Below are 23,702 nucleotides of genomic sequence, written 5' to 3'. Positions count from 1 at the left end.
GTCACACCGTGGCGCTCACGTTCACCGTGATGTTCCCGCGGGTGGCCTTCGAGTACGGGCACAGCTCGTGGGCCCGGGCGACCAGGCGGTCGGCGGTGTCCTGCTCGGTGCCGGGCAGGTGCGCGACGATCGCGACCTCCAGGCCGAAGCTCTCCGCGTCCGGCCCGATGCCGACCTCCGCCTCGACCGTCGAGGAGTCCACGGGGACGTTCCCGTTCCCCGCCGCGAGCTTGAGGGCCTGGTGGAAGCACGCCGCGAACCCGGCCGCGAAGAGCTGTTCCGGGTTCGTGGCGCCGCCGGGGCCGCCCATCTCCTTCGGCATGGCCATGTCCTGGTCGATGATCCCGTCGTCGGAGGCGACGTGCCCGTTCCGGGCGTCCCCCGACGAGGTGGCCGACGCGACGTACTTGATGTCCATGTCCGCCGGTTACCCGGTTGCGCGCAACCTCACCAGGCGGGTCGGCGCTTCTCGACGAAGGCCGTGATGCCCTCCCGGCCCTCCGCGGACAGCCCCCGGTCGCCGATCGACTTCGCCTCCACCTCGAAGTGCGCGTCCGTGAGCACCCCGCCCGCCGAACGCACCAGCGCCTTGGTCGCCGCGAGGGCCTGCGGCGGCCCGGCGGCGATCGTCGTCGCGATCGCATCGGTCTCGTCGCGCACGGACTCGTCGGGCACCACCCGGGAGGCGAGTCCTGCCGTCAGGGCCTCGTCGGCACCCATCGGTCGGTTGGTGAGGAACATGTCCAGGGCCCGCGCCCGCCCGACCGCGGCGGGCAGCGTCGCCGTCATGCCGCCGTCCGGGGTCAGGCCGATCGCGGTGTAGGCGGGTCGGAGCCGGGCGCCGGCGCCCAGGACGACGACGTCGCCGGTCAGCACCAGCGAGAGACCGATCCCGGCCGCCCAGCCCTGCACCCCGATGACGACGGGTGCGGCCAGGCCGCGGATCAGGCGCTGGCAGGCGTGGAAGTCGTCGGCCAGCGCGGACAGCGACCCGTCCGGGTTCGCCGCGAACCCGCGCACGTCGCCGCCGACGCAGAAGTTCGGGCCCTCGGCCACGATCTCCAGCGCCCGCGCGTCCTGCGCCGGGCCCGCGAGCGCCTCGCGGAACTGCCGCCCGAACTCGAAGTCCACGACGTTGTGCCCCGGCCCGTTCGCCAGGACCACCCGCACGACCCCGTCGGACCCCTCGACCCGCACCCGCTCGTCCGCCACGCTGCTCCTCCTCGATCACGCGATCCCGGCCGCAGCCTGCCAGGATCGGCCCGCCCGTACCGGGAGAGGAGAGCGAGACCGTGCCCGACCTGCACATCCCCGCCGCCGAGGGGTCGCACCAGGAGGCGTACCTCGCGACGCCCAGCACGCCCGGCCCCTGGCCCGGCGTCGTCGTCCTGCAGGACGCCTTCGGCGTGGGGGAGAACATCCGCGCACACGCCGACCGCCTCGCCGCCGCGGGATACCTCGCTGTCACCCCGCGCCTGTACACCCCGCGCGGCGGCGGCATCCGCTGCGTCGCGGCCGTGTTCCGCGCGATGGGCAGCGGGCAGGGGCCGGTGTTCGCGGACATCGACGCGGCGCGCGGCTGGCTCGCCGGGCGGGACGACTGCACCGGCCGCATCGGGGTCATCGGGTTCTGCCAGGGCGGCGGCTTCGCGCTCATCGCCGCGGCCCGCTACGACTTCGCGGCGTCGGCGCCGAACTACGGCCACGTCCCGACCGACGCCGAGCGCGAGCTCGAGGGCATCTGCCCCGTCGTCGCGAGCTTCGGGGCGAAGGACACCACGCTGAAGGGGCACCCGGAGCGCCTCGAGGCGGCCCTGACCACGCTCGGCGTCGAGAAGGACGTGAAGACCTACGAGGGCGCGGGACACTCGTTCCACGAGCGCTTCTACGCCGAGAGCCTGATCCGTCCGCTCGGCATGGGCTACGACGCGGAGGCCTCCGAGGACTCCTGGCGGCGCATCACGGCCTTCTTCGGGGAGCACCTCTCATGAGTGCCGAGCTGGAGAGCTACCTCATCGACATGGACGGCGTGCTCGTCCACGAGGAGAACGCGCTGCCCGGAGCGGACGAGTTCATCCGGCGCCTGGGAGAGGCGGGCAAGCACTTCCTCGTCCTGACGAACAACTCCGTCTACACCCCGCGCGACCTGCAGGCCCGCCTGCACGCCAGTGGCATCGACATCCCCGCCGAGCACCTCTGGACCTCGGCGCTCGCCACGGCCCAGTTCCTCGCGGACCAGCGCCCGAACGGCTCCGCCTTCGTCGTCGGGGAGGCGGGCCTGACGACGGCGCTGCACGAGGCCGGCTACGTGCTCACCGAACGCGACCCGGACTACGTCGTCATCGGCGAGACCCGGACCTACTCCTTCGAGGCGCTGACCCGTGCGATCCGGCTCATCGAGGGCGGGGCGCGCTTCATCTGCACCAACCCGGACGCCACCGGCCCCAGCGCGGAGGGGACGCTGCCCGCCTGCGGCTCGGTCGCCGCGATGATCACCCACGCGACCCGCAAGCAGCCCTACTTCGTCGGCAAGCCGAACCCGCTCATGATCCGCGCGGGGCTGAACACGATCGGGGCGCACTCCGAGACCACGGCCATGATCGGCGACCGGATGGACACCGACATGGTCGCGGGCATGGAGGCCGGCCTGCACACGATCCTCGTCCTCACCGGGGTGACCGATCAGACCGAGCTCGACCGCTACCCCTACCGGCCGAACCAGATCGTGGACAGTGTCGCCTCACTGGAGGTCGGCGTGCGGGGCTGAGGAGCGCCAGTGGGTACTCCGACCGCATGCCCGACGACTTCGAGGATCTGCCGTCCACGCTGCAGCGCTCGGACAAGAAGGCGCGTGACACCTACGCCCAGGCCAAGGCGTCCGCCGAGGACACCTACGGCAAGGGTGAGCGCGCGAGCCGGACCGCGTACTCGGCGCTCAAGCACACGCACGAGAAGGTCGGCGACCACTGGGAGCCCAAGGAGGAGAACGGCCCCTCCGACTCCCGGGCGCGCAGTGGCGGTTCCGATCCCAACGGGGAGCCCGCGGGCGGCGTCGACGCGAACGCCAGCAAGGCGCACCTCTACGAGCGGGCGAAGGAGCTCGACGTCGAGGGACGGTCCACGATGGACAAGGACGAGCTCGTCGACGCGCTGCAGAAGGCGAACGACCGCGAGACGCGCAAGGCCCGGGGCGAGTGAGCCTCCCGCCGCACGGTGACCCCGACGCCGCGTCCCCGCAGACCGGGGAAGGACCCGTCGTCGGGAACCGAGCGAACGAACCGGACGGCCCGGCCGGTCTCGGTGGAGCACCGGTGCCGGATCCGTCCGGCGAGATCGGGGTCGGCCGCGGCGGCCGACGGCTCGGGTGGCCCGAGGTCGTCCTCGCCGCGGTCGTCTACGTCGCGATCCAGCTCGTCGCGGGGATCCTGCTCGTCGCGGGCAGTGGCGCCCTGCCGTCGGCGCCGGTCCTGCTGGCGATCTCCGGGCTGTCCGCGTTCGGGGCGGTGGCCGTCGCGCTGCTGATGCGCGTGCGCACCCCGGCCGCCCTCGGGTTCCGGCGCGTCTCCTGGCGCGTGATCGGCCTCGCGGTGCTGCTCGGCCTGGCGGTCTGGCTCGTCTCGCGGGTGCTGATCGTCGTCTACGTCTCGATCACCGGGGACCTCACCGACCCGCAGGAGTCGCTGACCCAGTTCTCCGGCGGCGTCGCGGCCTTCTTCGTCGTGCTGCTCGGCGGCCTGGTCGTGCCGCTCGGGGAGGAACTGCTGTTCCGCGGTGTCGGGTTCGGGTCGCTGCGCCGCTACGGCGTGGTCGTGGCGGCCACGGTGTCGTCGCTGCTGTTCGCCCTGGCCCACGGGCTCAACGTGGTGTTCCTGGCCGTGCTCGTGCTGGCCGTGCTGAACGCGGTGCTCTACGAGCGCACCCGCTCGATCTGGCCGTGCTTCGTCACGCACGCGACGTTCAACCTGACCTCGTTCACGCTCCTGCTGGTCGCGCTCTGAGTCGCGGGTCGCCATTGCCCGCGCCGGGAAGTGGGCACCCCGGCGGCACCCAGCCCCACACCGGAGGAGAGGTATGACGACCGCCGCACCCGATCTGGCCGACATCGAGATCCGCGACCCCGCGACCGACGAGGTGGTGGGGCGCGTGCGCCCCGCCGGTGCGGGGCAGGTCGACGACGCCGTCGGCCGGGCCGTCGCGGCGAGCTCCGGGTGGGCACGGACGTCCCCGGGCGACCGCGCGGGTCTGGTGAAGGACGCCGCGGCCGCGGTGCGGGGCGTCGCCGAGGAGCTCGCGCGGCTGAACGAGACCGAGACCGGCCGCCCGTACGACGACGGGCTCGGCGGGGTCCTCGCCGCCGCGGGCACGCTCGAGCAGTACGCCGAGCTCGGCCCTCTACACCGCGGCCGGTCCCTGCAGGGCGACTGGTCCGCGACCGACCTCATGGTCCCCGGCCCGCGCGGCGTGGTCGCCGCGATCACCCCGTGGAACGACCCGGTCGCCGTGGCCGCGGGCCTGATCGGGGCGGCGCTGGTCACCGGCAACACCGTGGTGCACAAGCCCTCCGAGCGCTGCCCGCACCTCGGTCGCCGGTTCGCCGACCTCGTCGCGTCGTTCCTGCCCGACGGCGTGCTGACCGTGGTCGACGGCGCGGGACCCACCGGAGCCTTGCTGTCGGCGCACGCGGCCGTGGACGTCGTCGCGCACGTCGGCTCGATCGCAGCCGGCCGGGCGATCGCCGAGGCCGCCGCGGGCACCGGGGCGAAGGTGCTGCTGGAGAACGGCGGCAACGACCCGCTGATCGTCGACGACGGGGTGGACCCGGTCTGGGCGGCGGGGCAGGCGGCCCTCGGCTCGTACGCCAACGGCGGCCAGGTGTGCGTCTCGGTCGAGCGCATCTACTGCCACGCGGGTGTCGCCGACGAGTTCCTCGCGGCGCTCGCCGAGGAGGCGACCCGCTGGGTGCACCGGCCCTCCGCCGAGGGCGAGAAGGCCCTGGGGCCGCTCGTCGACCGGCGGCAGCGCGAGCACGTGCACGCCCACGTGGCCGAGGCGCTGCAGGCCGGCGCCACCGCGCACGTCGGCGGGGCCGTCCCGGACGGCCCGGGCGCCTTCTACCCGGCCACCGTGCTCTCCGGGCTCACCCCGCGGATGCGCATCGTGCGCGAGGAGACGTTCGGGCCGGTGGCCCCGGTCCGGGTCGTCGACTCGTTCGAGCAGGGGCTGGCCGAGGCGGCCGACGACCCGCACGGGCTCGCGGCGACCGTCCTGACCCCGGACATGGCCCACGCGCAGGAGGCGTGGCGGGCGCTGCGGGTCGGGACGGTGAAGATCAATGCGGCGTTCGGCGGTGCACCGGGCGGTGCGGCGGAGCCCCGAGGCCTCTCGGGCAGCGGGTTCGGATACGGCCCGGAACTGCTCGACGAGATGACGGCGACGAAGACCGTGCACATCGAGCCGTGCCCTCCCCGTCACGACCGGTAGTTCCCGATGACGGTCCGTGGTAGATCGACTCGGTGGCGTCACCCCTGAACGGGTGATGTCGTTACGCCGACGTGATGCAGCACCCGCCCGCCCCGCATCCGTCGGCGCCCGAGCCGGAGACGGAGCTCGTCGAGCCGGCCCCGCGCGGTCGGCGTCGGCCCGGCGCGGGGCGCGGCCTGCCGAGCGTCCATCCGGCCCACTCCCTGCTCGGGGTCGTGGTGGCGGCGATCGCCGCGCTCGGCATCGTCGTCGCCACGGGCGTGGCTCCGGTGACGAGCCTGGCCGCGATGGCCGGGGTGGCGACGCTGTCCACCGGTTCCGGGGTGGCGGGCGTGCCCGCGCCCCCGCTGCTGCCCGCACTCGGTCCGGCGCCGAGCACGGGGGAGACGGTGAGCGACGACCCTGAAGCGACCTCGACGACGACTGAGACGTCGTCGCGGACCCGGTCGACCACCCCGAGCGCGACCCGCGCGCCGGTGGTCCCGGCGGCCCCGCCCGTCGTCGCGCCGCCCGTCGTGAAGCCGCCCCAGGACCCGCCGAAGGACCCGGAGCCCCCGAAGGACCCGGAGCCGACGAAGACGCAGGAGCCGCCGACGGATCCGGATCCCACGCAGGACCCGGAGCCCACGGACCCGAAGCCGACCGAGCCGACGAAGTCGAAGCCCACGAAGCCGAAGAACGGCGGCTGACCGCCCCGGCCCCGGCCGACGACAGGCACCCTCGCAGCATCGACGTGCGCGAGGGTGCCGTTCCTTCGTCGGGCGTCAGCGCATCAGCGACACCAGGTCGCCGGGCAGCTGCTCCAGGGTGCGGTCGACGTCGGACTCCGGCAGCCACTCGCGCAGCAGGTGCAGGACCTGCTCCACCTGACGCTCCACCTCGTCGGCGTCGACGGAGTGCACGGCGCCGCTGACGGCGTCGACGAACTCCGCGCGTCCGATGGAGCGGGCCTTGTCGTCGGACTGCCGCTGACCGCGCAGCTCGGCCGAGAGCTCGGGCGGCAGGCTGACGGTGAGGTCCTGGGCCAGGCCGGAGCTGACGACCTTGCCGAACTCGTTCAGGGTCGCGCGGGTCAGGATCTCCGCCTCGCTCTCGGTCTCGAGGCCGAGCCGGCGCTGCACCTGGCCGGCGAACGCGGCGAGGGTCGCGCTGGAGCGGGCGGGGTTCGGGTCGTTCGGGTTCGGGTCGTCCTGCAGGGGCGGGGTCGTCACGGTGGGACTCCTCGGGGATCGGTCGGTCACGTCAGAAGCCCTCGTCGGCGGCGCGGTCGACCCCGGCCGACCAGCGCGCGCGGCGCTCGTCGTCCGACTGGTCCCACCACTGCGGACCACGCTCACCGAGCGCGGTCTTCGCGGCGTGGACACGGTCCCGGGCGGCCCGCTCGGCGTCGGGGTCGCCGGCCTTCAGGGCCGCCCCGACGTCGCGCCGGGCCTTCATCAGCCAGCGACGCAACCGGGAGGCGTCGGCCTCGGGGATCGCAGGGTCGGTCGCCCGCCACCGACGCCCGTCGATCACCACGTGGTGACCGTCGGCCGTCTTCTCCGGGGGCATGGCGGCGGGTGCCCGGGTGATCCACGGCGGACACGTCAGGTTCTCGCGCGGGCCACCCGGACGACGGCGTCGACCACCCGCTCCGGGGCGATGTCGAGGCACTCCTGGTCGAACGGGCAGACCAGCTGCCGGCACGGGGAGCAGGCGACCGGCCGGGTGAGCACCTCGGCGCGCACGGTCCGCGGCGCGTACTGCCCCACTTCCTCGGTGCCCGCGAACAGCTCGACCACCGGGGTGCCGACGGCGTCCGCGAGGTGGGCGCCACCGGAGTTGTTCACCACCGCCGCGTCCGCGCCCGCGACGAGGTCCGCGAGGCCCGCCAGGTCGAGCTCGCCCACGAGCGTCACCGCCCCCGGCACCCCGGCCGCGGCCCGCGCGACGAGGTCGGCCTCCTTCGCGGTCCCGGTGACCACCACCGTCCAGCCCCGTCCGGCGATCCCGCGACCCGCCGTCGCGAACCGCTCGGGGGACCACCGCCGGGACGGGCAGCTCGCGCCGGGTGCGACGACGACGTAGCGCCCGGCCGGGGCCGGGTGGTCGGTGATGGGCACGGTGACGGCCAGGTCGACGCCCCGGGACGGCACCCCGACCGCGGCCAGGACCTCGAGGCCGCGGTCGACCTGGTGGCCGCCGTCGGGTGGGGCGGGCACCCAGTGGGTCAGGGCGTCGCCGCCGAACTCCTTGCTGGTCCCGATGCGGATCCCGATGCCCGCCCGCCGGCACAGCAGGGCCGCCGGCCACGGCGACTGCGAGAACGACGTCAGGATCACCGCTGCGTCGTATCGCCGGCCCGCGAGCGTGGCCACGAGCTCGGCGTCCGGGTCGGCGTCCTCGTCCGCCACCGGGCCGGGCAGGCGCTGCCACGAGACCGAGGCGACGACGACGTCGTCGACCTCGGGGACCAGCGGTGCCGCGGCAGCCCCCGCCGGCGACGCGAGCAGGTCGATCCGTGCCTGCGGGGCGGCCGCCCGCAGGGCCCGCAGCGCGGGCACCGTCATGATCACGTCACCGACGTTGTCCGGCCGCACCACGAGGACGCGTGCCATCGCCGTCCAGTCCGGGTCGTCGACGCCGGCCCGGTGGGCGGCGGGGTGGACGGGCAGGGGCACGAGGGATGTCACGGCTAGCAGATACCCGCACGGCGCGTCGTCACGCGACACACCCTTGACCACATCCTTTGCGGACATCCCCCGATCGAGGCCGTAACTTCTCGCGTTTCGGCTAGCACATTGGTCTCTCCGGACGACACACCCGGTGCCACACCGTCACCGACCAGTCACGAGGAGTGCCCATGCGCCGCTCGTCCCGATCTCCCGTCCGCCGCCGGATCCTGGCCGCCGCCGCGACCGCCGCGGTCGCCCTCGTCCCGCTCGGGGCCGTCTCCGCGGCCGCGGCCACCCCGGTCTCGCTGACCGGCGGCGGCACCGTCCTCGTCGGGGACGCCCGCTACACGGTCAGCATGAACGTCCGGCAGTCCGCCTCCGGGAAGCTCTCGGGCAGCTGTGGTCTCGCCGGTCCCCGCCTCGCCTTCTCCTGCCAGAGCATCACGTCGATCGCGGTCGCCGGCCCGCAGGTCACCGTCAAGGGCTCCGGCGTCCTCGCGAACGGCCAGACCCGGACCTTCACCGCCGTCGTCACGGACAACCCGAACGGCGCGGACCAGATCGCCGTCGACGCGACCGGCGCCAACGTCTCCGGCCCGCTCGACACCGGCGGCTTCGTCCTGCGCTGAGCGCGCCGTCGCACCGCCCGCACGTCCCCACCCACTCACGCCAGGAGTCCCGTATGTCCACGACGACCCGTCTCTCCGCCCTGACGTCCATCACCGCCGCGGCGGCCCTCTTCTTCCTGCCCGGCGTCGCGACGGCCGCGCCCGCGCTGCCCACGCAGTGCACGCAGGCCGGTACGACCGTGACCTGCACCTACCTCGCCGCGGGCGGCAGCCAGACGCTCGCCGTGCCGACCGGCGCGACGAACGTCCGCGTCACCGTCAAGGGCGGTGCCGGCGGGGACGGCGGTGCCGGGGCGGGCGGTACCGAGGGCGGTGGCGGCGGGTCCGGAGCGGTCGTCACCGCCACGCTGGCGAACGCCGCCGGCTCCACCCTGCGCATCGTGCCCGGGGTCCTCGGCGCGGACGGTGCCGACGGCGCGGCCGCCGGAGGAGCCGGTGCGGCCGCCGCCGGGTCGGGCGGCGCCGGCGGCGACGGCGCGACGGCGCCCGGCGCCGCCGGGTCCGGGGGCGGCGGCGGGGCCGGTGGTGGTGCGTCCGGCGTCGCCCGGAACGACGTCCCGGTCGTCGTCGCCGCGGGTGGCGGGGGCGGCGGCGGGGCCGCGGGCGGGAACAACGTGAACCGCGTCGGGGGAGCCGGCGGCGCCGGAGCGGCCGCGGGCACCGCCGGGGTCGGCCTCGGCACGACGTCCGGTGGCGCCACCGGGACCGCCCCGACCAACGCGGGCGCGAACGGTACGGACGCCACCGCGGCGCGTGCCGGCGGCCCCGGCGGTGGTGGCGGTGGCGTGAAGGGCGGCGCCGCGGGCACGAGCGCGGGCAACACCGGAGCGGGCGGCGGCGGGGGCGGCAGCAACCTCGTCCCCGCCGGCGCCACCGCGACCGGGTCCAACGACGCCGCCGGCTCCGTCGTCGTCCAGTACACCGCGGCACCGGTCGCCGCGGGTGGCTCCGCGCGCGGCGACGTCCGCTACGGCGCGGACGGACGGCTCACGCTCGACGTGCGCGGCACCGCGACCACCGGGTCCGGCTCGTGCGCGGTGCGCGACGGCGCGCTGCGCGCCACGTGCCGCACCATCACCTCGGTGACCACCGACGGCCAGGGGACGGCCCGGATCACCGGCACCGCGCTGGTGCAGACCGGGGCGGTCGTGCCGTTCACCGCCACGATCGTCGACGGCTCCGTCCCCGGGGGCACCGGGGGCGACCGGGTGACCTTCACCGCGGCCGGCCAGACCACCACCGGCACCGTCACCCGGGGCGACATCGTCGTGCGCTGACGACGACCCGCTTCGGCCGAACGGCACCTCCCGCTCTCGGGGGGTGCCGTCCGGCGTCGACGGGGGTACTACTCCGCGTGCCCGAAGTCGCCATGCTCCACGGCCGCGCCGACCCCGCCCACGACGGCGTCGCCGACTACACCGCGCGTCTCGTCGCCGCGCTGCGCGAGCACGGCACCGTCGTGCGCGACGTCCCCGTGGATCCCGGCCCGCGTGGGGCCCTGGCCGCCGCCCGGGCCGCGCGCGGCGCCGACGTCGTGCACCTGCAGTTCGCGCCGTCGGCCTACCGGTTCTCCAGCTGGCCCGGGCTGCTCGGCGACCTCGTCCGGGCCCCGCTCGTGACGACGGTGCACGAGTACGGCTGGTGGTCCCCCCGCCCGTGGCGCCTGCCCGCGCGTCTGGGGCTCGCCGACGCCGAGAGTGGGCGCCTCGTCCCGCGCAGCGCCACCGTGATCACCACGAACGGCGCCCACGAGGAGGCCCTGCGCCGCCGCCACCCCCGCGCGCAGGTGCTGCGCCTCCCGATCCCGCCGAACGTGGTGGTCGCGCCGGACGCGGACCGCGCCACCACCCGACGCCGGCTGAGGATCGCGGAGAACGCGCAGGTCGTCGTCTTCTTCGGCTTCGTGCACCCCGTGAAGGGGCTGCGGTACCTGATCGACGCGGTGGCGCGGCTCGCGGGCGAGCACCCGCGGCTGCACCTGCTGATCGTCGGGGGGTTCACCTCCCTGGCCCTTCCCGACGACGAGGCGGCCGCGTTCCGCGCGGAGCTCACGAAGCACGTCGCCGACGCCGGTGCGACCGACCGGGTCACGATCACCGGGCACCTGCCCGCCGACGAGGTCTCGTCCGCCCTGGCCGCCGCCGACCTCGCCGCGTTCCCGTTCACCGCGGGCGCCACGACGAAGAGCGGGGCGCTGCTCGCGGCGTTCGACCACGGGCTCCCGACGATCGTCACGCAGCTCGCGTCCGACACCGAGCTGGTCGACGGCGAGACCGTCGTGGTCGCCCCCGCCGTGCGCGACGTCGACGTCCTCGTCACGGCCCTGCGCCGGCTCCTGGACGATCCCGCGCTCGCCGCGCGGGTGGCCGCCGGCGGGCGGTCCCTGCTCGACGGGCGGGACTGGCAGACGCTGGCCGCGTGCCACCACGAGCTGTACGCGGGGCTCGCGTGAGGACCCTCGTCGTCGACCTCCTCGGTGGGCTGGGCGACCTGATCATGGTCCTCCCGACGATCCACGCCCTTGCGGACGCCGACCCGGGCGGCGAGCTGGTCGTGCTCACCCACGCGCCCGGTGCCGTCCTGCTGGAGCGCGACCCGGCGGTCACGGCGGCGCGGACCGCCGAGAAGCACGCGGAGCGACCCGCCGTCGGGAAGGCCCTGGAGGAGCTGACACCCGACCTCGTCGTCTGCACCACCCGCTTCGACGGCATCGGCGACCTCGTCGACGACGACGCCGCCGCGCGCGGGACGCGGGCGGTGACCAACCTGTGGCGCTCGCCGCCGGCCGACGAGCTGGTGGGGGAGCGCTACCAGCGCATCCTCGTGACCGAGGGCGTGATCCCGGGGCCGCCGCGACCGCCGCGGATCGTGCTCGGCGACGACGAGCGCCTGCCCGACGCCGAGTCCGGCACCGTCGTGCTGGTTCCGGACGCCGGCATGGCAGTCAAACGGTGGCCGTGGTGGCATGAGCTGGTGGAGCGTCTGGCCGGCCGGCCGGTGGTGTCCGTGACCCCGGTCGAGGGAGTGCCGACCTGGGAGCCCACTGACCTGCGCACGCTCGCCGCGCGGTTCGCGGCCGTGGGCCGCGCGGGGGGCGTCGTGGTCGGTGGGGACACCGGACCGGTGCGGATGGCGGCGGCCGTGGGAGCGCCGACGGTGGGGCTGTTCGGGCCGACGCTCGCGCTGCGGTACGGGCTCGAGGAGGGCCGCAACCTCCAGGGAGGTCCGGACTGCCCGCACCGCCTGCCGACCGCGATCACCGAGCAGGTCTGCTGGTGGGACGGGCACTGCCCGTTGTCGACGACGGGTCCCGCCTGTCTGGAGTCCCTCCCGTCGGCGGACGTCGTCGCAGCCATCGGGTAATCAGGAGGCATGCGTCATCTGGATCTGCCGACGGCGAAGCGCTGGTCGGCCATCGGGCTGGGCACCTGGCAGTTCGGGTCGGCCGAGTGGGGCTACGGCGGCGACTACACCTCGGGCCCCGACTCCGAGGCCGCGCGGATCGTGAAGCGCGCCCTCGAGCTGGGGATCACCGTCTTCGACACCGCGGAGGTGTACGGCTTCGGCCGCAGCGAGCGCATCCTCGGCGACGCCCTGGACCGCGCGGACGCCGACCCGGCCACGACCGTCGTCGCGTCCAAGGTGTTCCCGGTCCTGCCGATCGGGCCGGTGGTCGAGCAGCGCGGTGTCGCCAGCTCGGGCCGGGTGCGCCGCCCGCTCGACCTCTACCAGGTCCACCAGCCGAACCCGCTGATCGGCGATCGCCGGACGATGCCGGGGATGCGGACGCTGCAGGCGGCCGGCGTCGTCGACGAGGTCGGGGTGTCGAACTACTCGCTGGACCGCTGGCAGGACGCGGAGACCGCGCTCGGCTCGCGGGTGATCTCCAACCAGGTGTCCTACAGCCTGGTCTCGCGCGACCCCGAGCGCGAGCTGCTGCCCTACGCCGCCGAGGCGGGGCGGGCGATCATCGCCTACAGCCCGCTCGCACAGGGCCTGCTCTCGGGCAAGTTCGACGTGGACCACCGGCCGGCCAACCGTGTCCGGCAGATCAACCCGCTGTTCCTGCCCGAGTCGCTGCGGCGCGCCCAGCCGCTGCTCGACGTGCTGCGCGAGGTCGCCGACGCCCACGACGCGACGCCCTCGCAGGTCGCGCTGGCCTGGACGATCCACCGTCCGGAGGTCGTGGCGATCCCTGGCGCCTCGAGCGTCGAGCAGCTGGAGAGCAACTGCGCCGCGGCGGAGATCGTGCTGACCCCCGACGAGTGGACCGCGCTGACCGAGGCGTCCGACCGCTTCAGCCCGGTGCGCGGCGTGTCGGCCGCCGTCGGGATCGCCCGCGGCGCGGTGGGTCTGTAGCGGCGTCAGGACCGGGTCACGGCCCCGACCAGCATCGTCCGGTTGCGCGCCCCGGTCTTGCGCAGCAGCGAGCCGACGTGCTTCTCGACCGTCTTCGCCGAGATGTGCAGGGCGGACGCGATCTGGCGGTCGGTCATGCCGCGGGCGACGAGCTCGCAGACCTCGCGCTCCCGCGCGGTGATGCCGGTCGTGCGGGGCGCCGCGGCCAGCCGCCCGAGCTGCTCGGGGCCGAACGACGACTCGCCGCGCCCGGCCGTGGCGACGACCTCGACCAGGCGCTCGGCGTCGTCCGGCCCGACGCAGCCCTTCGCGCCCGCCGCGACCGCGGTGCGCAGCGCGTGGTCGGCCCGGCCGTCGTCGAGCAGCACGACGGCGGGGGCGTGGGGGAGCTCGGCGAGGCGCTCCAGGGCGCCCGCGAGGTCCGCGGGCAGCACCTCGGGCTCGACGACGAGCACGTCGGGGCCGAGCAGGCGACAGGCGGCGGCGAGGTCGTGGGTGGTGCCGAGGTCGACCTCGGAGACCATCCCGAGCTCCGGGGCGCCGAGCTGCAGCTGGCGCACGACACCGGCGCGCACCACCGGGCGCTCCGCCGCCACGAGCACCGAGGGTCGTGGCCGGCCGGGTGCGGCGGGCTCGGGGCCGCACGGCACCGTCAGCCGGAGCAGGGTGCCGCGGCCCGCGCCGCTGTCGATCTCGAGCTCGCCGTCGAGGCGCCGCGCCCGGGCCGCCATCGCCGCGAGGCCGAGCTGTGCGGTGGACGCCGCCTCGTGCAGCCCGCCGTGCCGGGTCGCATCGAAGCCGCGGCCGTCGTCCTCGACCAGGACCGTCACCGTCCCGGGCCCGTGCATGATGCCGACCTGGACGCGGCCCGCACCCGCGTGGGCGACGACGTTGACCAGGGCCTCCTGCACGACCCGGAAGATCTCCTCGGCGCGCGCACCGTCCAGGGTGCCGGAGCCGACGGTGACGAGGTCGGTGCGCGGCACCCCGGCGAGCTCGGCCCACGCGAGTTCCTGGCGGATCGCCTCGGGCAGGCTGCGCCCGGCCAGCGGGCCGTGGTCGGCCAGCGCCAGCGCGGCGTAGTCGGCGAACAGCTCGGCGAGCCCGCGGTCGGCGGGGGACAGGTCGCCGTCGTCGGTGGCCACCGCGCACACCCCGACCAGCCGCGGCCCGCGGCGCACCGGGACCGCCAGCACGACCAGGTCGTCGGTCGCGACGACGGCCGGCGCGCGGTCGCGGACGACGGCGGCGAGCAGGGTCTCCGGCGGGGTCCCGCGGCCCTCGCCGACGTCGACGGTCCAGGTGCCGGCGGCCTCGTCGACCCGGACGACCCACGCCGAGCGCGCGCGGGTGACGGCCCGCAGCTGCGCCACCACCCGGCCGAGCAGGGACCCCGTGCCGGTGCCGTCCGCTGCGATCGCGCCGGGCTCGATCGTCGACGGGGTGTCGATCCCGTGCGGCACCGACATCGTCGTCATGCGCGTCCTCCTCGGACCTGACCCCCGAACGGATGCATACAAGATGCATCAATGCGGCGAGAGTAGGGTCACAGCGGCCGACGGGCAAGGTGCCCGCGGGACCGGGTCCGCGGGTGGTGACGTGACGCGAGCAGGGCTCTCGGCGAAGGAACGTGCTTACCAGCACACGAAGGCCGGCATCCTGGACGGGACGCTGCCCGGTGGGGACCTGATCAGCGAGGGGCAGGTCGCCGAGGCACTCGCGATGAGCCGCACGCCGGTCCGCGAGGCCTTCCTCCGTCTCGAGGCCGAGGGCCTGCTGCGGCTGTTCCCGAAACGTGGCGCGCTCGTGGTCGCGGTGTCACCGGCCGAGGTCGAGGCGGTGCTCGAGGCCCGCGAGCTCGTCGAGGGCCACGCGGTGACCAAGCTCTGCGCGGCCCCGGAGGCGGAGCGCGCGGCGGTGGTCGACCGGCTGCGCGACGTGCTCACCGAGCAGCGCGCGGCCTTCGTCGCCGGGGACGAGCGTGCCTTCGCCGAGGGCGACCGCCGGTTCCACACGGTGCTCGTCGAGAGCGCCGGCAATCCGATCCTCTCCGAGCTGTACCACTCGCTCCGTGACCGCCAGCTGCGCATGAACCTCGGGTCGATGCTCGGCCACGGTCCCGCGCGGGCCCAGGAGATCCTCGGTCAGCACGAGGCGATCCTCGCGGCCCTCGGCCCCGACCGGTCCCGCGAGGCGCACGGCCGGCTCTCCGAACACCTCGACGCGACCCGCACGGCGGTGCTGGGGCGGTAGGGGGCCGGGACCTGTCGCGGTGGTTCGCCGCGACACGTGTCGGTCGGCCGCGGCTTGTCGCGGGTTCCCGACGGCGGGTGCGCGGCTTGTCGTGGGGATTCCCAGTGACAAGGTGAGCGGTGGCGGTCGATTCCCCGCGACAAGGTGGCGGCCCGGGGGTCCGGGGTGGCCGCCAGGGGTCCGGGGTGGCCGCCGGGGGTCCGGGGTGGCCGCCAGGGGTCCGGGGTGGCCGCCAGGGCGTCGAGCGAGCACCTGCGGTGGTCCAGACGTCCGGGGACCGCCGAGGGTGCTCGTTGGTCTTCCCGGGTCCCCGCCGACGCGTCTTGTCGCGGGTTCCTGACGGCGGGTGCGTGGCTTGTCGTGGGGATTCCCAGTGACAAGGTGAGCGGTGGCGGTCAATTCCCCGCGACAAGGTGGCGGCGGGGGGTGCCGAGGTGACCCACCGGGGTCTGCGGTGACCCGACAGGGCGTCGAGCGAGCACCTGCGGTGGTGCGGATGGCCGGCCGGTCGCCGAGGGTGCTCGTTGATCTCCACGCGTCCCCACGGCCCACAGCTCACAGCGGCTCTCCGACGCACAGTGCGCACTTGTCGTGCTGATTCCCCGCGACAAGGTGGCCACCCGGTCGGCGGGTCCCCCACGGCAGGCGCACCCCGCTGGCCCGGCCGGGCTACGGGAGATCCCCCACGGCCGGAGGTGGGGACACTCCCCGTGGTTCGTGACGGTCCGCACTCCTACCGTCGTGTCGTCGGGCACACCGCCCCTCCCGCCACGTGATCGGCCCAGCCTCCGTGGCGCTCCGTGACCCCTGGAGGTATCCATGCCGGGCCTGACCCTGGCCGAGGCGCGCACCGCGCTCGACGCCGGACTCGCCGAGGCCGACGCGATCGGCCAGCCGATGAACGTCGCGGTGGTCGACGACGGCGGGCACCTGCTCGCCTTCGCCCGCCAGCCCGGCGCCATCCGGGCGAGCATCGACATCTCGCAGCGCAAGGCCCGGACCTCGGTCCTCATGGAGGCCCCGACCGGCGCCCTCATGCCGCTGGTCCAGCCGGGCGCGGAGCTCTACGGCCTGGAGCAGACCGCCGGCGGCCTCGTCGTGTTCGGCGGCGGCATCCCCGTGTACCGCGACGGCGTCCTCGTCGGCGCCGTGGGGGTCAGCGCCGGCTCCGCCGAGCAGGACGTCCAGGTGGCCACGGCCGCCGTCGCCGCGATCAGCACCCCCGTCCCGGCCTGACCCACCCCACGGCACCGTCGCCCGAGGAGCCCACCGTGTCCCGTACCGCCCCCCTCACCAGGGAACTGATCGGCGAGTTCGCCGGCACGTTCATCCTGATCATCTTCGGTACCGCCGCCGTCGCGCAGATGGTCGTCTCCGGCGGCGACGCCGGGGACTGGGCCACCCTGACCTGGGGGTGGGTCGCCGGCCTGATCATGGGCATCTACGTGGCCGGCCGCCTCGGCGCCGGGCACCTCAACCCCGCCGTCACGCTGGCCATGGCGGTCTACCGCAAGCTGCCGTGGCGCAACGTGCTGCCCTACACGCTGGCCCAGACCGCGGGCGCCTTCGTGGCCGCGCTGATCACCCGCGCCGTGTACCACTCCGGCATCGTCGCGGTGGACCCCGGGCTGACCTCGAAGTCCCAGACGATCTTCTCGACGCTGCCCAACCACGGCGTCACGACGGCGTTCTTCGACCAGGTCGTCGGCACCGCGCTGCTGGTGTTCATCCTGTTCGCGCTGCTCGCGACGCTGCAGGGCGCCGCGTCGATGCTGCTGCCGTTCATGGTGGGCCTGCTGCTGCTCGGCATCGGGTTCGCGTGGGGCACCAACGCCGGCTACGCCATCAACCCCGCCCGTGACTTCGGCCCGCGCCTGGCCGAGTGGTTGACCGGCTACCAGTCGGCCTGGGTGACGCCCGAGGGCGTGCAGTACTGGTGGCTGCCGATCGTCGCCCCGTGCATCGGCGCGCTGATCGGCGGCGGTCTCTACGTGCTCGTCATCGAGCGCTTCGAGGTGCCGGCCGACCAGGACGCACCCGTTCCCGCTCCGACTCCCGAGTCCGCCGAGGCGGGGGCCAACGCCGACCCGCGCCACCCCGTCACCGCCGCGGACGTCACCGTCCCGTCCTCGTCGCCCTCTGAGAAGGAGGCCTCCCGATGACCAGCGACGTCACCGAACTCACCCCTGCCGACTACCCGCTCTCGATCAACCGTCCGGAGCTGCTCCACACGCCCACGGGCAAGGCGCTCGCCGACATCACGATGGCCGCGGTCGTCTCCGGCGAGGTGACGAACGAGGACCTGCGCGTCACGCCGGACACGCTGGTCATGCAGGGCCGCATCGCCGAGTCGATGGGTCGCCGCCAGCTCGGCGAGAACTGCCGCCGGGCCGCGGAGATGACCGCGATCCCGGACGAGGAGGTCCTGGCGATGTACAACGCGCTGCGGCCCAACGCCTCCAGCGCCGAGAAGCTCGAGGAGATCGCCGCACGGCTGGAGGGCACCTACTCCGCCACCACCTGCGCCGCCCTCGTCCGTGAGGCCGCCCAGGTCTACGCGGCCCGCAACCTGCTCGCCGAGGAGGACTGACATGACCGCGGTGGAGCCCCGGTCCGAGGCGTCGGTACGCGCGTCCAAGCGCACCGAGGTCCTCGAGAACCGCCCCGTCAACCTCGACGGCTTCGTCGAGGAGTGGCCCGAGAAGGGCCTCGTCGCGATGGAGTCGGACTTCGACCCGCAGCCGAGCGTGCGCGTCGAGGACGGCCGCATCGTCGAGCTCGACGGCCGGACGCGCGAGCAGTTCGACTTCATGGACACGTTCATCGCCGACCACGCGATCGACGTCGACACGACCGAGGCCGCGATGGCGACGGAGTCGGTCGAGATCGCGCGGATGCTCGTCGACCCGCGCACCCCGCGGGCGGAGATCGTCGCCCTCGGCCGCGGCCTGACGCCGGCGAAGATCCTCGACGTCGTCAAGCTGATGAACGTCGTCGAGATCATGATGGGCATCCAGAAGACCCGGTCGCGCCGCACGCCGGCGAACCAGGCCCACTCCACGAGCGCCAAGGACAACCCGATCCAGGTCGCGGCCGACGCGGCCGAGGGTGCGGTCCGCGGCTTCGCCGAGCTGGAGACCACGCTCGGCGTCGTGCGCTACGCGCCGCTGGTGGCGATCGGGCTGCAGGTCGGTGGCCAGGTCGGCCGCGGCGGCGTGCTCACCCAGTGCGCCCTCGAGGAGGCGACCGAGCTCGACCTCGGCATGCGCGGCATCACCGCGTACGCCGAGACGATCTCGATCTACGGCACCGAGTCGGTGTTCGTCGACGGCGACGACACCCCGTGGTCGAAGGCGTTCCTGGCCTCGGCCTACGCCAGCCGCGGCATCAAGATGCGCTTCACCTCCGGCACCGGCTCCGAGGTGCAGATGGGCAACGCCGAGGGGCGGTCCATGCTGTACCTGGAGATCCGCTGCATCCTCATGGCGAAGGGCGCCGGGGTGCAGGGCCTGCAGAACGGCTCGATCTCCTGCATCGGCGTCCCCGGCGCGGTGCCCGGCGGCATCCGCGCGGTGGCCGCGGAGAACCTCGTCGCGAGCTGGATGGACCTGGAGTGCGCCTCCGGGAACGACCAGTCCTTCTCGCACTCGGCGATGCGGCGCACCAGCCGCCTGCTCCCGCAGATGCTGCCCGGCACCGACTTCGTGTGCTCCGGCTACTCGGCGGTGCCGAACAAGGACAACATGTTCGCGGGGTCGAACCTCGACACCGAGGACTACGACGACTGGAACACCATCCAGCGCGACATGCAGGTCGACGGCGGGCTGCGCCACGTCCGTGAGGACGTGATCCTGCAGGTGCGCAACAAGGCCGCCCGCGCGCTGCAGGCGGTGTTCGCCGAGCTGGACCTCCCCGCGATCACCGACGAGGAGGTGGAGGCGGCGACCTACGCCGACTCCAGCGACGACTACCCCGACCGCGACGTGCTCGCCGACCTCGAGGGCGCCCGCAGCGTCATGGAGCGCGGCGTCACCGGCCTGGACCTGGTCAAGGTGCTCGAGCGGACCGGGTTCGGCGACGTGGCCGAGAACTACCTGCAGGTGCTGCGCCAGCGCGTCTCGGGCGACCTGCTCCAGACCGCGGCCATCTTCACCGGCGACTTCGTCCCGCTGGCGGCGATCAACGACGCCAACGACTACGCCGGCCCCGGCACCGGATACCGCCTGTCCGGCGAGCGGTGGGAGGAGCTCAAGAAGCTCCGTCACGTGACCTCCGCCGAGAACCCCGAGGAGGAGGTCGTATGACCGCCGCAGTCGACTCCGTCCGCACGCTCTCCCTCCGCGAGATCGGGCCCGCCGAGCGCGGCACCCGGCCGGAGGAGGTCGTCATCGCGCTCTCCCCGGCGTTCGGGGACCCGTTCACGAAGACGATCGTCGACGTCCCGCACGCCGAGGTGATCCGCCAGCTCCTGGCGGGCATCGAGGAGCAGGGCGGGGTCGCGCGGACGATCAAGGTCTACCGGACGGCCGACCTGGCGGCGATCGCGCACTACGGGGCCAAGCTCTCCGGCTCCGGGATCGCCGTCGGCATCCTGGCCCGCGGCACCACGGTGCTCCACCAGCGCGACCTCGCGCGGCTGTCGAACCTCGAGCTGTTCCCCCAGGCGCCGCTGCTCGACGCCGAGGTGTTCCGCATGATCGGGTCGAATGCCGCGCAGTACGCGCAGGGCCGCTCGCCGCGCCCGGTGCCGACGCGCAACGACCAGATGGCCCGCCCGCGCTGGCAGGCCAAGGCCGCGCTGCTGCACCTCAAGGAGTTCGAGTGCATCGACCATGCGCGGGCGGCGGTCGAGGTCGAGCCGGTCATCACGCGGGTCGACTGACGTGGGCGAACCCGTCCGGGTCGTCGTCGGGGTGGACGTGGGGAACTCCACGACCGAGGCGTGTCTCGCCGAGGTCGCGGGTGATCGGGCGGACCGGGTGGACCGCCTCGCCTCCTCGCTCACCCCGACGACGGGTGTGAAGGGCACCCCGGCCAACACGGCCGGGGCCGTCACGGCCGTCCGGCGTGCCCTCGAGGCCGCCGGGCGGCCCTCTGCGGTGCCCGACACGGTGCTGCTCAACGAGGCCACCCCGGTGATCAGCGGGCTCGCGATGGAGACGATCTCCGAGACGATCATCACCGAGTCCACGATGATCGGGCACAACCCGGACACCCCCGGCGGCGAGGGCATCGGCGTCGGCACGACGGTGGCCCTGGCCGAGCTGGGAGGTCAGGACGGGCCCGTCGTCGTGGTGGTCGGGGCGGGGGCGGACTTCGACGACGTCGCGGAGCGGGTCAACCGCGCCGTCGCGGACGGCGTCGACGTCACCGCCGCGGTGCTGCACGGCGACGACGCGGTCCTCGTCGTCAACCGGCTCACGCGCCGGATCCCGGTCGTCGACGAGGTCTCCGCGGTCGATCGTGTGCCGCTGGGCATGCTGGCCGCGGTCGAGGTGGCCGCGCCCGGCCGGACGATCCGGACGCTGTCCGACTCCTACGGCCTGGCGTCGACCTTCGACCTGGACTCCGACCAGACCCGCCAGGTGTCCCCGGTGGCCCGTGCGCTCGCCGGGAACCGGTCCGCGGTCGTCGTCCGGACCCCCGCCGGCGACGTGACCGACCGGCGCATCCCGGTCGGGACGCTGACGGTGACCGGGTCGGGGCGCTCGCTGGACGTCGGGGTCGACGAGGGCGCCGAGGCCATCATGGAGGCGATCCGACGGGTGGCGCCGCTGACCGACGTGCACGGCGAGGCCGGCACCCACGTCGGCGGGATGCTGGCCGCGGTCCGCGACACCATGACCGACGTGACCGGGCAGCCGAGCTCGGAGATCGCGATCCGCGACGTCCTCGCCGTCGACACCCTGGTCCCGACGACGGTGCAGGGCGGTCTCGCGGGCGAGGTGGCGCGGGAGAACGCGGTCGCCCTCGCGGCGATGGTGCGCACGTCGCGCAGCCGGATGCAGGCCGTGGCCGACGAGATCGCCGCGCAGCTGGGCTGCGAGGTGCTCATCGGCGGCGTGGAGGGCGAGGTCGCGGTCCGCGGCGCGCTGACCACCCCCGGCACGGCGGTGCCGATCGCGATCGTGGACATGGGCGGCGGCTCCACCGACGCGGCGCTGCTCGACCGGGACGGGCGGGTCTCGGCCGTGCACGTCGCCGGCGCGGGGGAGCTGGTGACGAAGCTGGTCGATTCCGAGCTGGGCCTGGAGGACCGGGACGCCGCGGAGTCGGTGAAGCGGCACCCGCTGGCGAAGGTGGAGAGCTTCTTCCACGTGCGCCACGAGGACGGCACGGTGCAGTTCTTCGACGCGCCGCTGCCTCCGCACGTCTTCGCCCGCGTCGTGACCGTGACCCCGGAGGGGCTCGTGCCGGTGCCGGTCCGGACGACCCTGGAGGCGGTCCGGACGGTGCGGCGCGAGGCCAAGCGCCGGGTGTTCGTCGTGAACACGCTGCGGGCGCTCGCCCAGGTGGCGCCGCAGGGGTCGTTGCGGCTGCTCGGCTCGGTGGTGCTGCTCGGCGGGTCGGCACTGGACTTCGAGATCCCGGCGATGGTCGCCGACGCGCTCGCCCCGCACGGGGTCGTGTGCGGGATCGGCAACGTCCACGGGACCGAGGGGCCCCGCAACGCCGTCGCCGCCGGTCTGGTGGACGTCCACGCGGGCCTGGCCGAGCCGGTCGGCGCACCGTGAGTTCCTCCGACGACGAGGGCCCGCCGACGGTGCTCGTCGCGTCGCACACCGACGCCCCACCCGCCGTCGTCCGGGAGGTGCTCGCCGGGGTGGAGGAGCAGGGGGTCCCGACGGCGGGTGTCGGCGGCGGGGACGACCCGGACGCGGGCGCGCGGCACGCCGCGCGGGAGTCCCGCCTGGAGGTCGGCGTGGGTGTGGGCCCGGACGGCGCGGTCGTCGTCCGGCACGCCCTCGTCGCGGACCCGGTCCTCGTGCTGCCCCCCGGCGCGCGGGCCGCGGACCGGCGGCAGGCCGGGGGCGACGCGGCGCGGATCGTCGCCGGCCTGCCGCTGAGGTGTGGCGCCGCCAGGTGAGCAGAAATTGTCGCTATGACGACAACTTCTGCTCACCTGGCGAAGGCACATACGGCTCGACGAGCGCGCGCAGGGTGTCGCAGCCGGTCTCGACGCCGCGGCGCAGGCGGTCCGGGTCGGTCTCCAGCGGGTTGATGGTGTCCGCGCCCTCGGGCGGGCGGACCTCGAGCAGGAAGGGGCCGTCGCCGGGGTCGTCGGCGTCGAGCGCGCTGGCCCGCGCGAGCCACTCGTCGTCGGCCCGCCGGTTCTCCAGCCGGTTGCCGAGCACGTGCACCAGGCCGGGCACCTTGGCCTGCCCGAGCCGGCCGACGAGCGCCTTCTCCAGCCGGGTCGCGTCGATCGCCTCCTGGTCGGCACGGCGCGTCCGCAGCATGAGCACGTGCGTGGCGCCCTGGTCGAGGGCGGTGTGGAAAGGGAGCGGCTCGGCCACCGCCGCGTCGACCAGCCGTCGTCCGTGGATCTCGATCGGCAGGCCCGCCAGGAGCGGCACGTTGGCCGACGCCCGCAGCGCCAGGCGCAGCGAGTCGACGTCGGTCATCGTGCCGTGCAGGTCGAACGCCTCGCCGGTGTCGACGTCGGTCGCGACCGGGTGCAGCGGCACCTCGGCGGACAGGATCGCCTGCCAGTCGACCGGCACGACGTCGCGGCCGACGGTCTCGACCAGGTACTCGACGTCGACGACGGGCCGCCCCCGCAGCCCGCGCCGCGGCCGCGTCACCCGTTCCATCAGCCCGGGCTCCCACCACCCGGCACAGCACGCCTCGGCCTGTCCGCCGACGAGCCAGCTGCCGGCGAGCGCCCCGGCGGACGCGCCGTAGACCGCGTCGAAGCAGCGGGCGAGCCCGAGCCGCTCGAGGCCCAGCACCATGCCCGACGAGTAGGTCGCCCGACTGCCGCCGCCCTCGATCGCCAGCGCGAGGCGGTAGGGGTCGGAGCGGTCACCCGGCCCGGAACCCTCGGCGCGCCGGGACGCGAGCAGGTCCAGGACACGGTGGCGGGACGGCACGGCGACATCCTTCCGGGTGAGCGGCCCGTCGGCGAGGCGGGCCCACGCGACCGGGAAACGGGTGACCGGAAGAATGGTGACGGGTGTGTGACGCCATTCTCCGACGATCCCGCGCGTATTCCCGCCGGAATGGCGTCACGTCGCGGTCCGACAGCCGTGTCCACGGTGTCGGGGAGGTACCGACGGCGATTCCGGGGACGTGTGTCGACCGTTTCCGGGAGTTCGGCGGGAAT

Annotated in this window: 26 protein-coding genes; 19 read left to right on the top strand and 7 right to left on the bottom strand. The window is 74.6% G+C overall.

Annotation, left to right across the window (positions count from 1 at the left end):
- Position 1: 1 nt before the first annotated feature.
- Positions 2 to 418, bottom strand: coding sequence for an organic hydroperoxide resistance protein (locus QRT03_RS17650; protein ID WP_286054243.1), 417 nt, complete (start codon positions 416 to 418; stop codon positions 2 to 4).
- A 29-nt stretch (positions 419 to 447) separates the two neighbouring features.
- Entirely contained in the window at positions 448 to 1,212 is a 765-nt protein-coding gene (locus QRT03_RS17645; RefSeq protein ID WP_286054241.1) for an enoyl-CoA hydratase/isomerase family protein, read from the bottom strand.
- A gap of 80 nt (positions 1,213 to 1,292) precedes the next feature.
- On the opposite strand from QRT03_RS17645, the gene QRT03_RS17640 reads away from it, so the two are divergent.
- The 6 genes from QRT03_RS17640 to QRT03_RS17615 all read left to right on the top strand — a co-directional run bounded on the left by QRT03_RS17640 (position 1,293) and on the right by QRT03_RS17615 (position 6,170).
- Positions 1,293 to 1,991 carry a dienelactone hydrolase family protein gene (locus QRT03_RS17640; RefSeq protein ID WP_286054240.1) on the top strand — a complete coding sequence of 233 codons (699 nt, stop codon included), beginning with the start codon at positions 1,293 to 1,295 and terminating at the stop codon, positions 1,989 to 1,991.
- A complete protein-coding gene (locus QRT03_RS17635) occupies positions 1,988 to 2,767 on the top strand; it encodes an HAD-IIA family hydrolase (protein ID WP_286054239.1) in 780 nt (259 codons plus the stop codon). The genes QRT03_RS17640 and QRT03_RS17635 overlap by 4 nt, the downstream gene beginning before the upstream one ends.
- A 26-nt stretch (positions 2,768 to 2,793) precedes the next feature.
- Positions 2,794 to 3,198 (top strand): ChaB family protein, encoded by a 405-nt coding sequence (locus tag QRT03_RS17630; RefSeq protein ID WP_286054238.1) that lies wholly within the window; start codon positions 2,794 to 2,796, stop codon positions 3,196 to 3,198.
- A gap of 113 nt (positions 3,199 to 3,311) precedes the next feature.
- A complete protein-coding gene (locus tag QRT03_RS17625) occupies positions 3,312 to 3,998 on the top strand; it encodes a CPBP family intramembrane glutamic endopeptidase (RefSeq protein WP_286054237.1) in 687 nt (228 codons plus the stop codon).
- A 73-nt stretch (positions 3,999 to 4,071) separates the two neighbouring features.
- Positions 4,072 to 5,481 (top strand): aldehyde dehydrogenase family protein, encoded by a 1,410-nt coding sequence (locus tag QRT03_RS17620; protein ID WP_286054236.1) that lies wholly within the window; start codon positions 4,072 to 4,074, stop codon positions 5,479 to 5,481.
- 74 nt (positions 5,482 to 5,555) lie between these two features.
- Complete coding sequence (locus QRT03_RS17615; RefSeq protein ID WP_286054235.1) at positions 5,556 to 6,170, top strand: hypothetical protein; 615 nt, start codon at positions 5,556 to 5,558, stop codon at positions 6,168 to 6,170.
- 75 nt (positions 6,171 to 6,245) lie between these two features.
- Here the strand turns inward: QRT03_RS17615 and QRT03_RS17610 are convergent, their stop codons facing one another.
- From QRT03_RS17610 to QRT03_RS17600, 3 genes are read right to left on the bottom strand one after another with little or no spacing between them, the layout of a single operon-like run.
- Positions 6,246 to 6,692, bottom strand: coding sequence for a DUF2267 domain-containing protein (locus tag QRT03_RS17610; protein WP_286054234.1), 447 nt, complete (start codon positions 6,690 to 6,692; stop codon positions 6,246 to 6,248).
- Positions 6,693 to 6,723: 31 nt separating this feature from the next.
- Entirely contained in the window at positions 6,724 to 7,032 is a 309-nt protein-coding gene (locus tag QRT03_RS17605) for a hypothetical protein (protein ID WP_286054233.1), read from the bottom strand.
- 35 nt (positions 7,033 to 7,067) lie between these two features.
- Entirely contained in the window at positions 7,068 to 8,153 is a 1,086-nt protein-coding gene (locus QRT03_RS17600; protein ID WP_286054232.1) for a glycosyltransferase family 9 protein, read from the bottom strand.
- 170 nt (positions 8,154 to 8,323) lie between these two features.
- On the opposite strand from QRT03_RS17600, the gene QRT03_RS17595 reads away from it, so the two are divergent.
- The 5 genes from QRT03_RS17595 (at position 8,324) to QRT03_RS17575 (ending at position 13,123) form a co-directional block, all read left to right on the top strand.
- Entirely contained in the window at positions 8,324 to 8,764 is a 441-nt protein-coding gene (locus QRT03_RS17595; protein WP_286054231.1) for a hypothetical protein, read from the top strand.
- Between the two features lie 53 nt (positions 8,765 to 8,817).
- Positions 8,818 to 10,041 carry a hypothetical protein gene (locus tag QRT03_RS17590; protein ID WP_286054230.1) on the top strand — a complete coding sequence of 408 codons (1,224 nt, stop codon included), beginning with the start codon at positions 8,818 to 8,820 and terminating at the stop codon, positions 10,039 to 10,041.
- 77 nt (positions 10,042 to 10,118) lie between these two features.
- Positions 10,119 to 11,216 carry a glycosyltransferase family 4 protein gene (locus QRT03_RS17585; RefSeq protein WP_286054229.1) on the top strand — a complete coding sequence of 366 codons (1,098 nt, stop codon included), beginning with the start codon at positions 10,119 to 10,121 and terminating at the stop codon, positions 11,214 to 11,216.
- Positions 11,213 to 12,127 (top strand): glycosyltransferase family 9 protein, encoded by a 915-nt coding sequence (locus tag QRT03_RS17580; RefSeq protein ID WP_286054228.1) that lies wholly within the window; start codon positions 11,213 to 11,215, stop codon positions 12,125 to 12,127. The genes QRT03_RS17585 and QRT03_RS17580 overlap by 4 nt, the downstream gene beginning before the upstream one ends.
- 9 nt (positions 12,128 to 12,136) lie before the next feature.
- Positions 12,137 to 13,123 carry an aldo/keto reductase gene (locus tag QRT03_RS17575; protein WP_286054227.1) on the top strand — a complete coding sequence of 329 codons (987 nt, stop codon included), beginning with the start codon at positions 12,137 to 12,139 and terminating at the stop codon, positions 13,121 to 13,123.
- A 5-nt stretch (positions 13,124 to 13,128) separates the two neighbouring features.
- Here QRT03_RS17575 and QRT03_RS17570 read toward each other — a convergent pair whose 3' ends face one another.
- Positions 13,129 to 14,601 carry a LuxR C-terminal-related transcriptional regulator gene (locus QRT03_RS17570; RefSeq protein ID WP_286054226.1) on the bottom strand — a complete coding sequence of 491 codons (1,473 nt, stop codon included), beginning with the start codon at positions 14,599 to 14,601 and terminating at the stop codon, positions 13,129 to 13,131.
- A 121-nt stretch (positions 14,602 to 14,722) separates the two neighbouring features.
- Here QRT03_RS17570 and QRT03_RS17565 point away from each other — a divergent pair, with 121 nt between their 5' ends.
- The 8 genes from QRT03_RS17565 to QRT03_RS17530 all read left to right on the top strand — a co-directional run bounded on the left by QRT03_RS17565 (position 14,723) and on the right by QRT03_RS17530 (position 22,463).
- Positions 14,723 to 15,376 (top strand): GntR family transcriptional regulator, encoded by a 654-nt coding sequence (locus QRT03_RS17565; protein ID WP_286054225.1) that lies wholly within the window; start codon positions 14,723 to 14,725, stop codon positions 15,374 to 15,376.
- Positions 15,377 to 16,195: 819 nt separating this feature from the next.
- Positions 16,196 to 16,612 (top strand): GlcG/HbpS family heme-binding protein, encoded by a 417-nt coding sequence (locus QRT03_RS17560; RefSeq protein WP_286054224.1) that lies wholly within the window; start codon positions 16,196 to 16,198, stop codon positions 16,610 to 16,612.
- Positions 16,613 to 16,647: 35 nt separating this feature from the next.
- Positions 16,648 to 17,538 carry an MIP/aquaporin family protein gene (locus QRT03_RS17555; RefSeq protein WP_286054222.1) on the top strand — a complete coding sequence of 297 codons (891 nt, stop codon included), beginning with the start codon at positions 16,648 to 16,650 and terminating at the stop codon, positions 17,536 to 17,538.
- Positions 17,535 to 17,966: a diol dehydratase small subunit gene (locus QRT03_RS17550; protein ID WP_286054221.1), complete on the top strand. Its 432-nt coding sequence runs from the start codon at positions 17,535 to 17,537 to the stop codon at positions 17,964 to 17,966. Before QRT03_RS17555 ends, QRT03_RS17550 begins: the two co-directional genes overlap by 4 nt.
- A 1-nt stretch (position 17,967) precedes the next feature.
- Positions 17,968 to 19,680, top strand: coding sequence for a propanediol/glycerol family dehydratase large subunit (locus QRT03_RS17545; protein ID WP_286054220.1), 1,713 nt, complete (start codon positions 17,968 to 17,970; stop codon positions 19,678 to 19,680).
- The gene (locus QRT03_RS17540) at positions 19,677 to 20,258 is read left to right on the top strand and encodes a propanediol/glycerol family dehydratase medium subunit (RefSeq protein ID WP_286054219.1); all 582 of its coding nucleotides are present in this window, start codon (positions 19,677 to 19,679) and stop codon (positions 20,256 to 20,258) included. Before QRT03_RS17545 ends, QRT03_RS17540 begins: the two co-directional genes overlap by 4 nt.
- A gap of 1 nt (position 20,259) precedes the next feature.
- Complete coding sequence (locus QRT03_RS17535) at positions 20,260 to 22,110, top strand: diol dehydratase reactivase subunit alpha (protein WP_286054218.1); 1,851 nt, start codon at positions 20,260 to 20,262, stop codon at positions 22,108 to 22,110.
- Positions 22,107 to 22,463: a glycerol dehydratase reactivase beta/small subunit family protein gene (locus QRT03_RS17530; protein WP_286054217.1), complete on the top strand. Its 357-nt coding sequence runs from the start codon at positions 22,107 to 22,109 to the stop codon at positions 22,461 to 22,463. Before QRT03_RS17535 ends, QRT03_RS17530 begins: the two co-directional genes overlap by 4 nt.
- Positions 22,464 to 22,476: 13 nt before the next feature.
- On the opposite strand, the gene QRT03_RS17525 is transcribed toward QRT03_RS17530, so the two are convergent.
- A complete protein-coding gene (locus QRT03_RS17525; RefSeq protein WP_286054216.1) occupies positions 22,477 to 23,469 on the bottom strand; it encodes a patatin-like phospholipase family protein in 993 nt (330 codons plus the stop codon).
- Positions 23,470 to 23,702 lie beyond the last annotated feature (233 nt).

The organism is Actinomycetospora termitidis, from assembly GCF_030286555.1.
In the GTDB taxonomy this organism is placed as follows: Bacteria; Actinomycetota; Actinomycetes; order Mycobacteriales; family Pseudonocardiaceae; genus Actinomycetospora; species Actinomycetospora termitidis.
The sequence above is the reverse complement of the archived record's forward strand: the minus strand, read 5'-3'. Positions and strand labels throughout refer to the sequence as shown.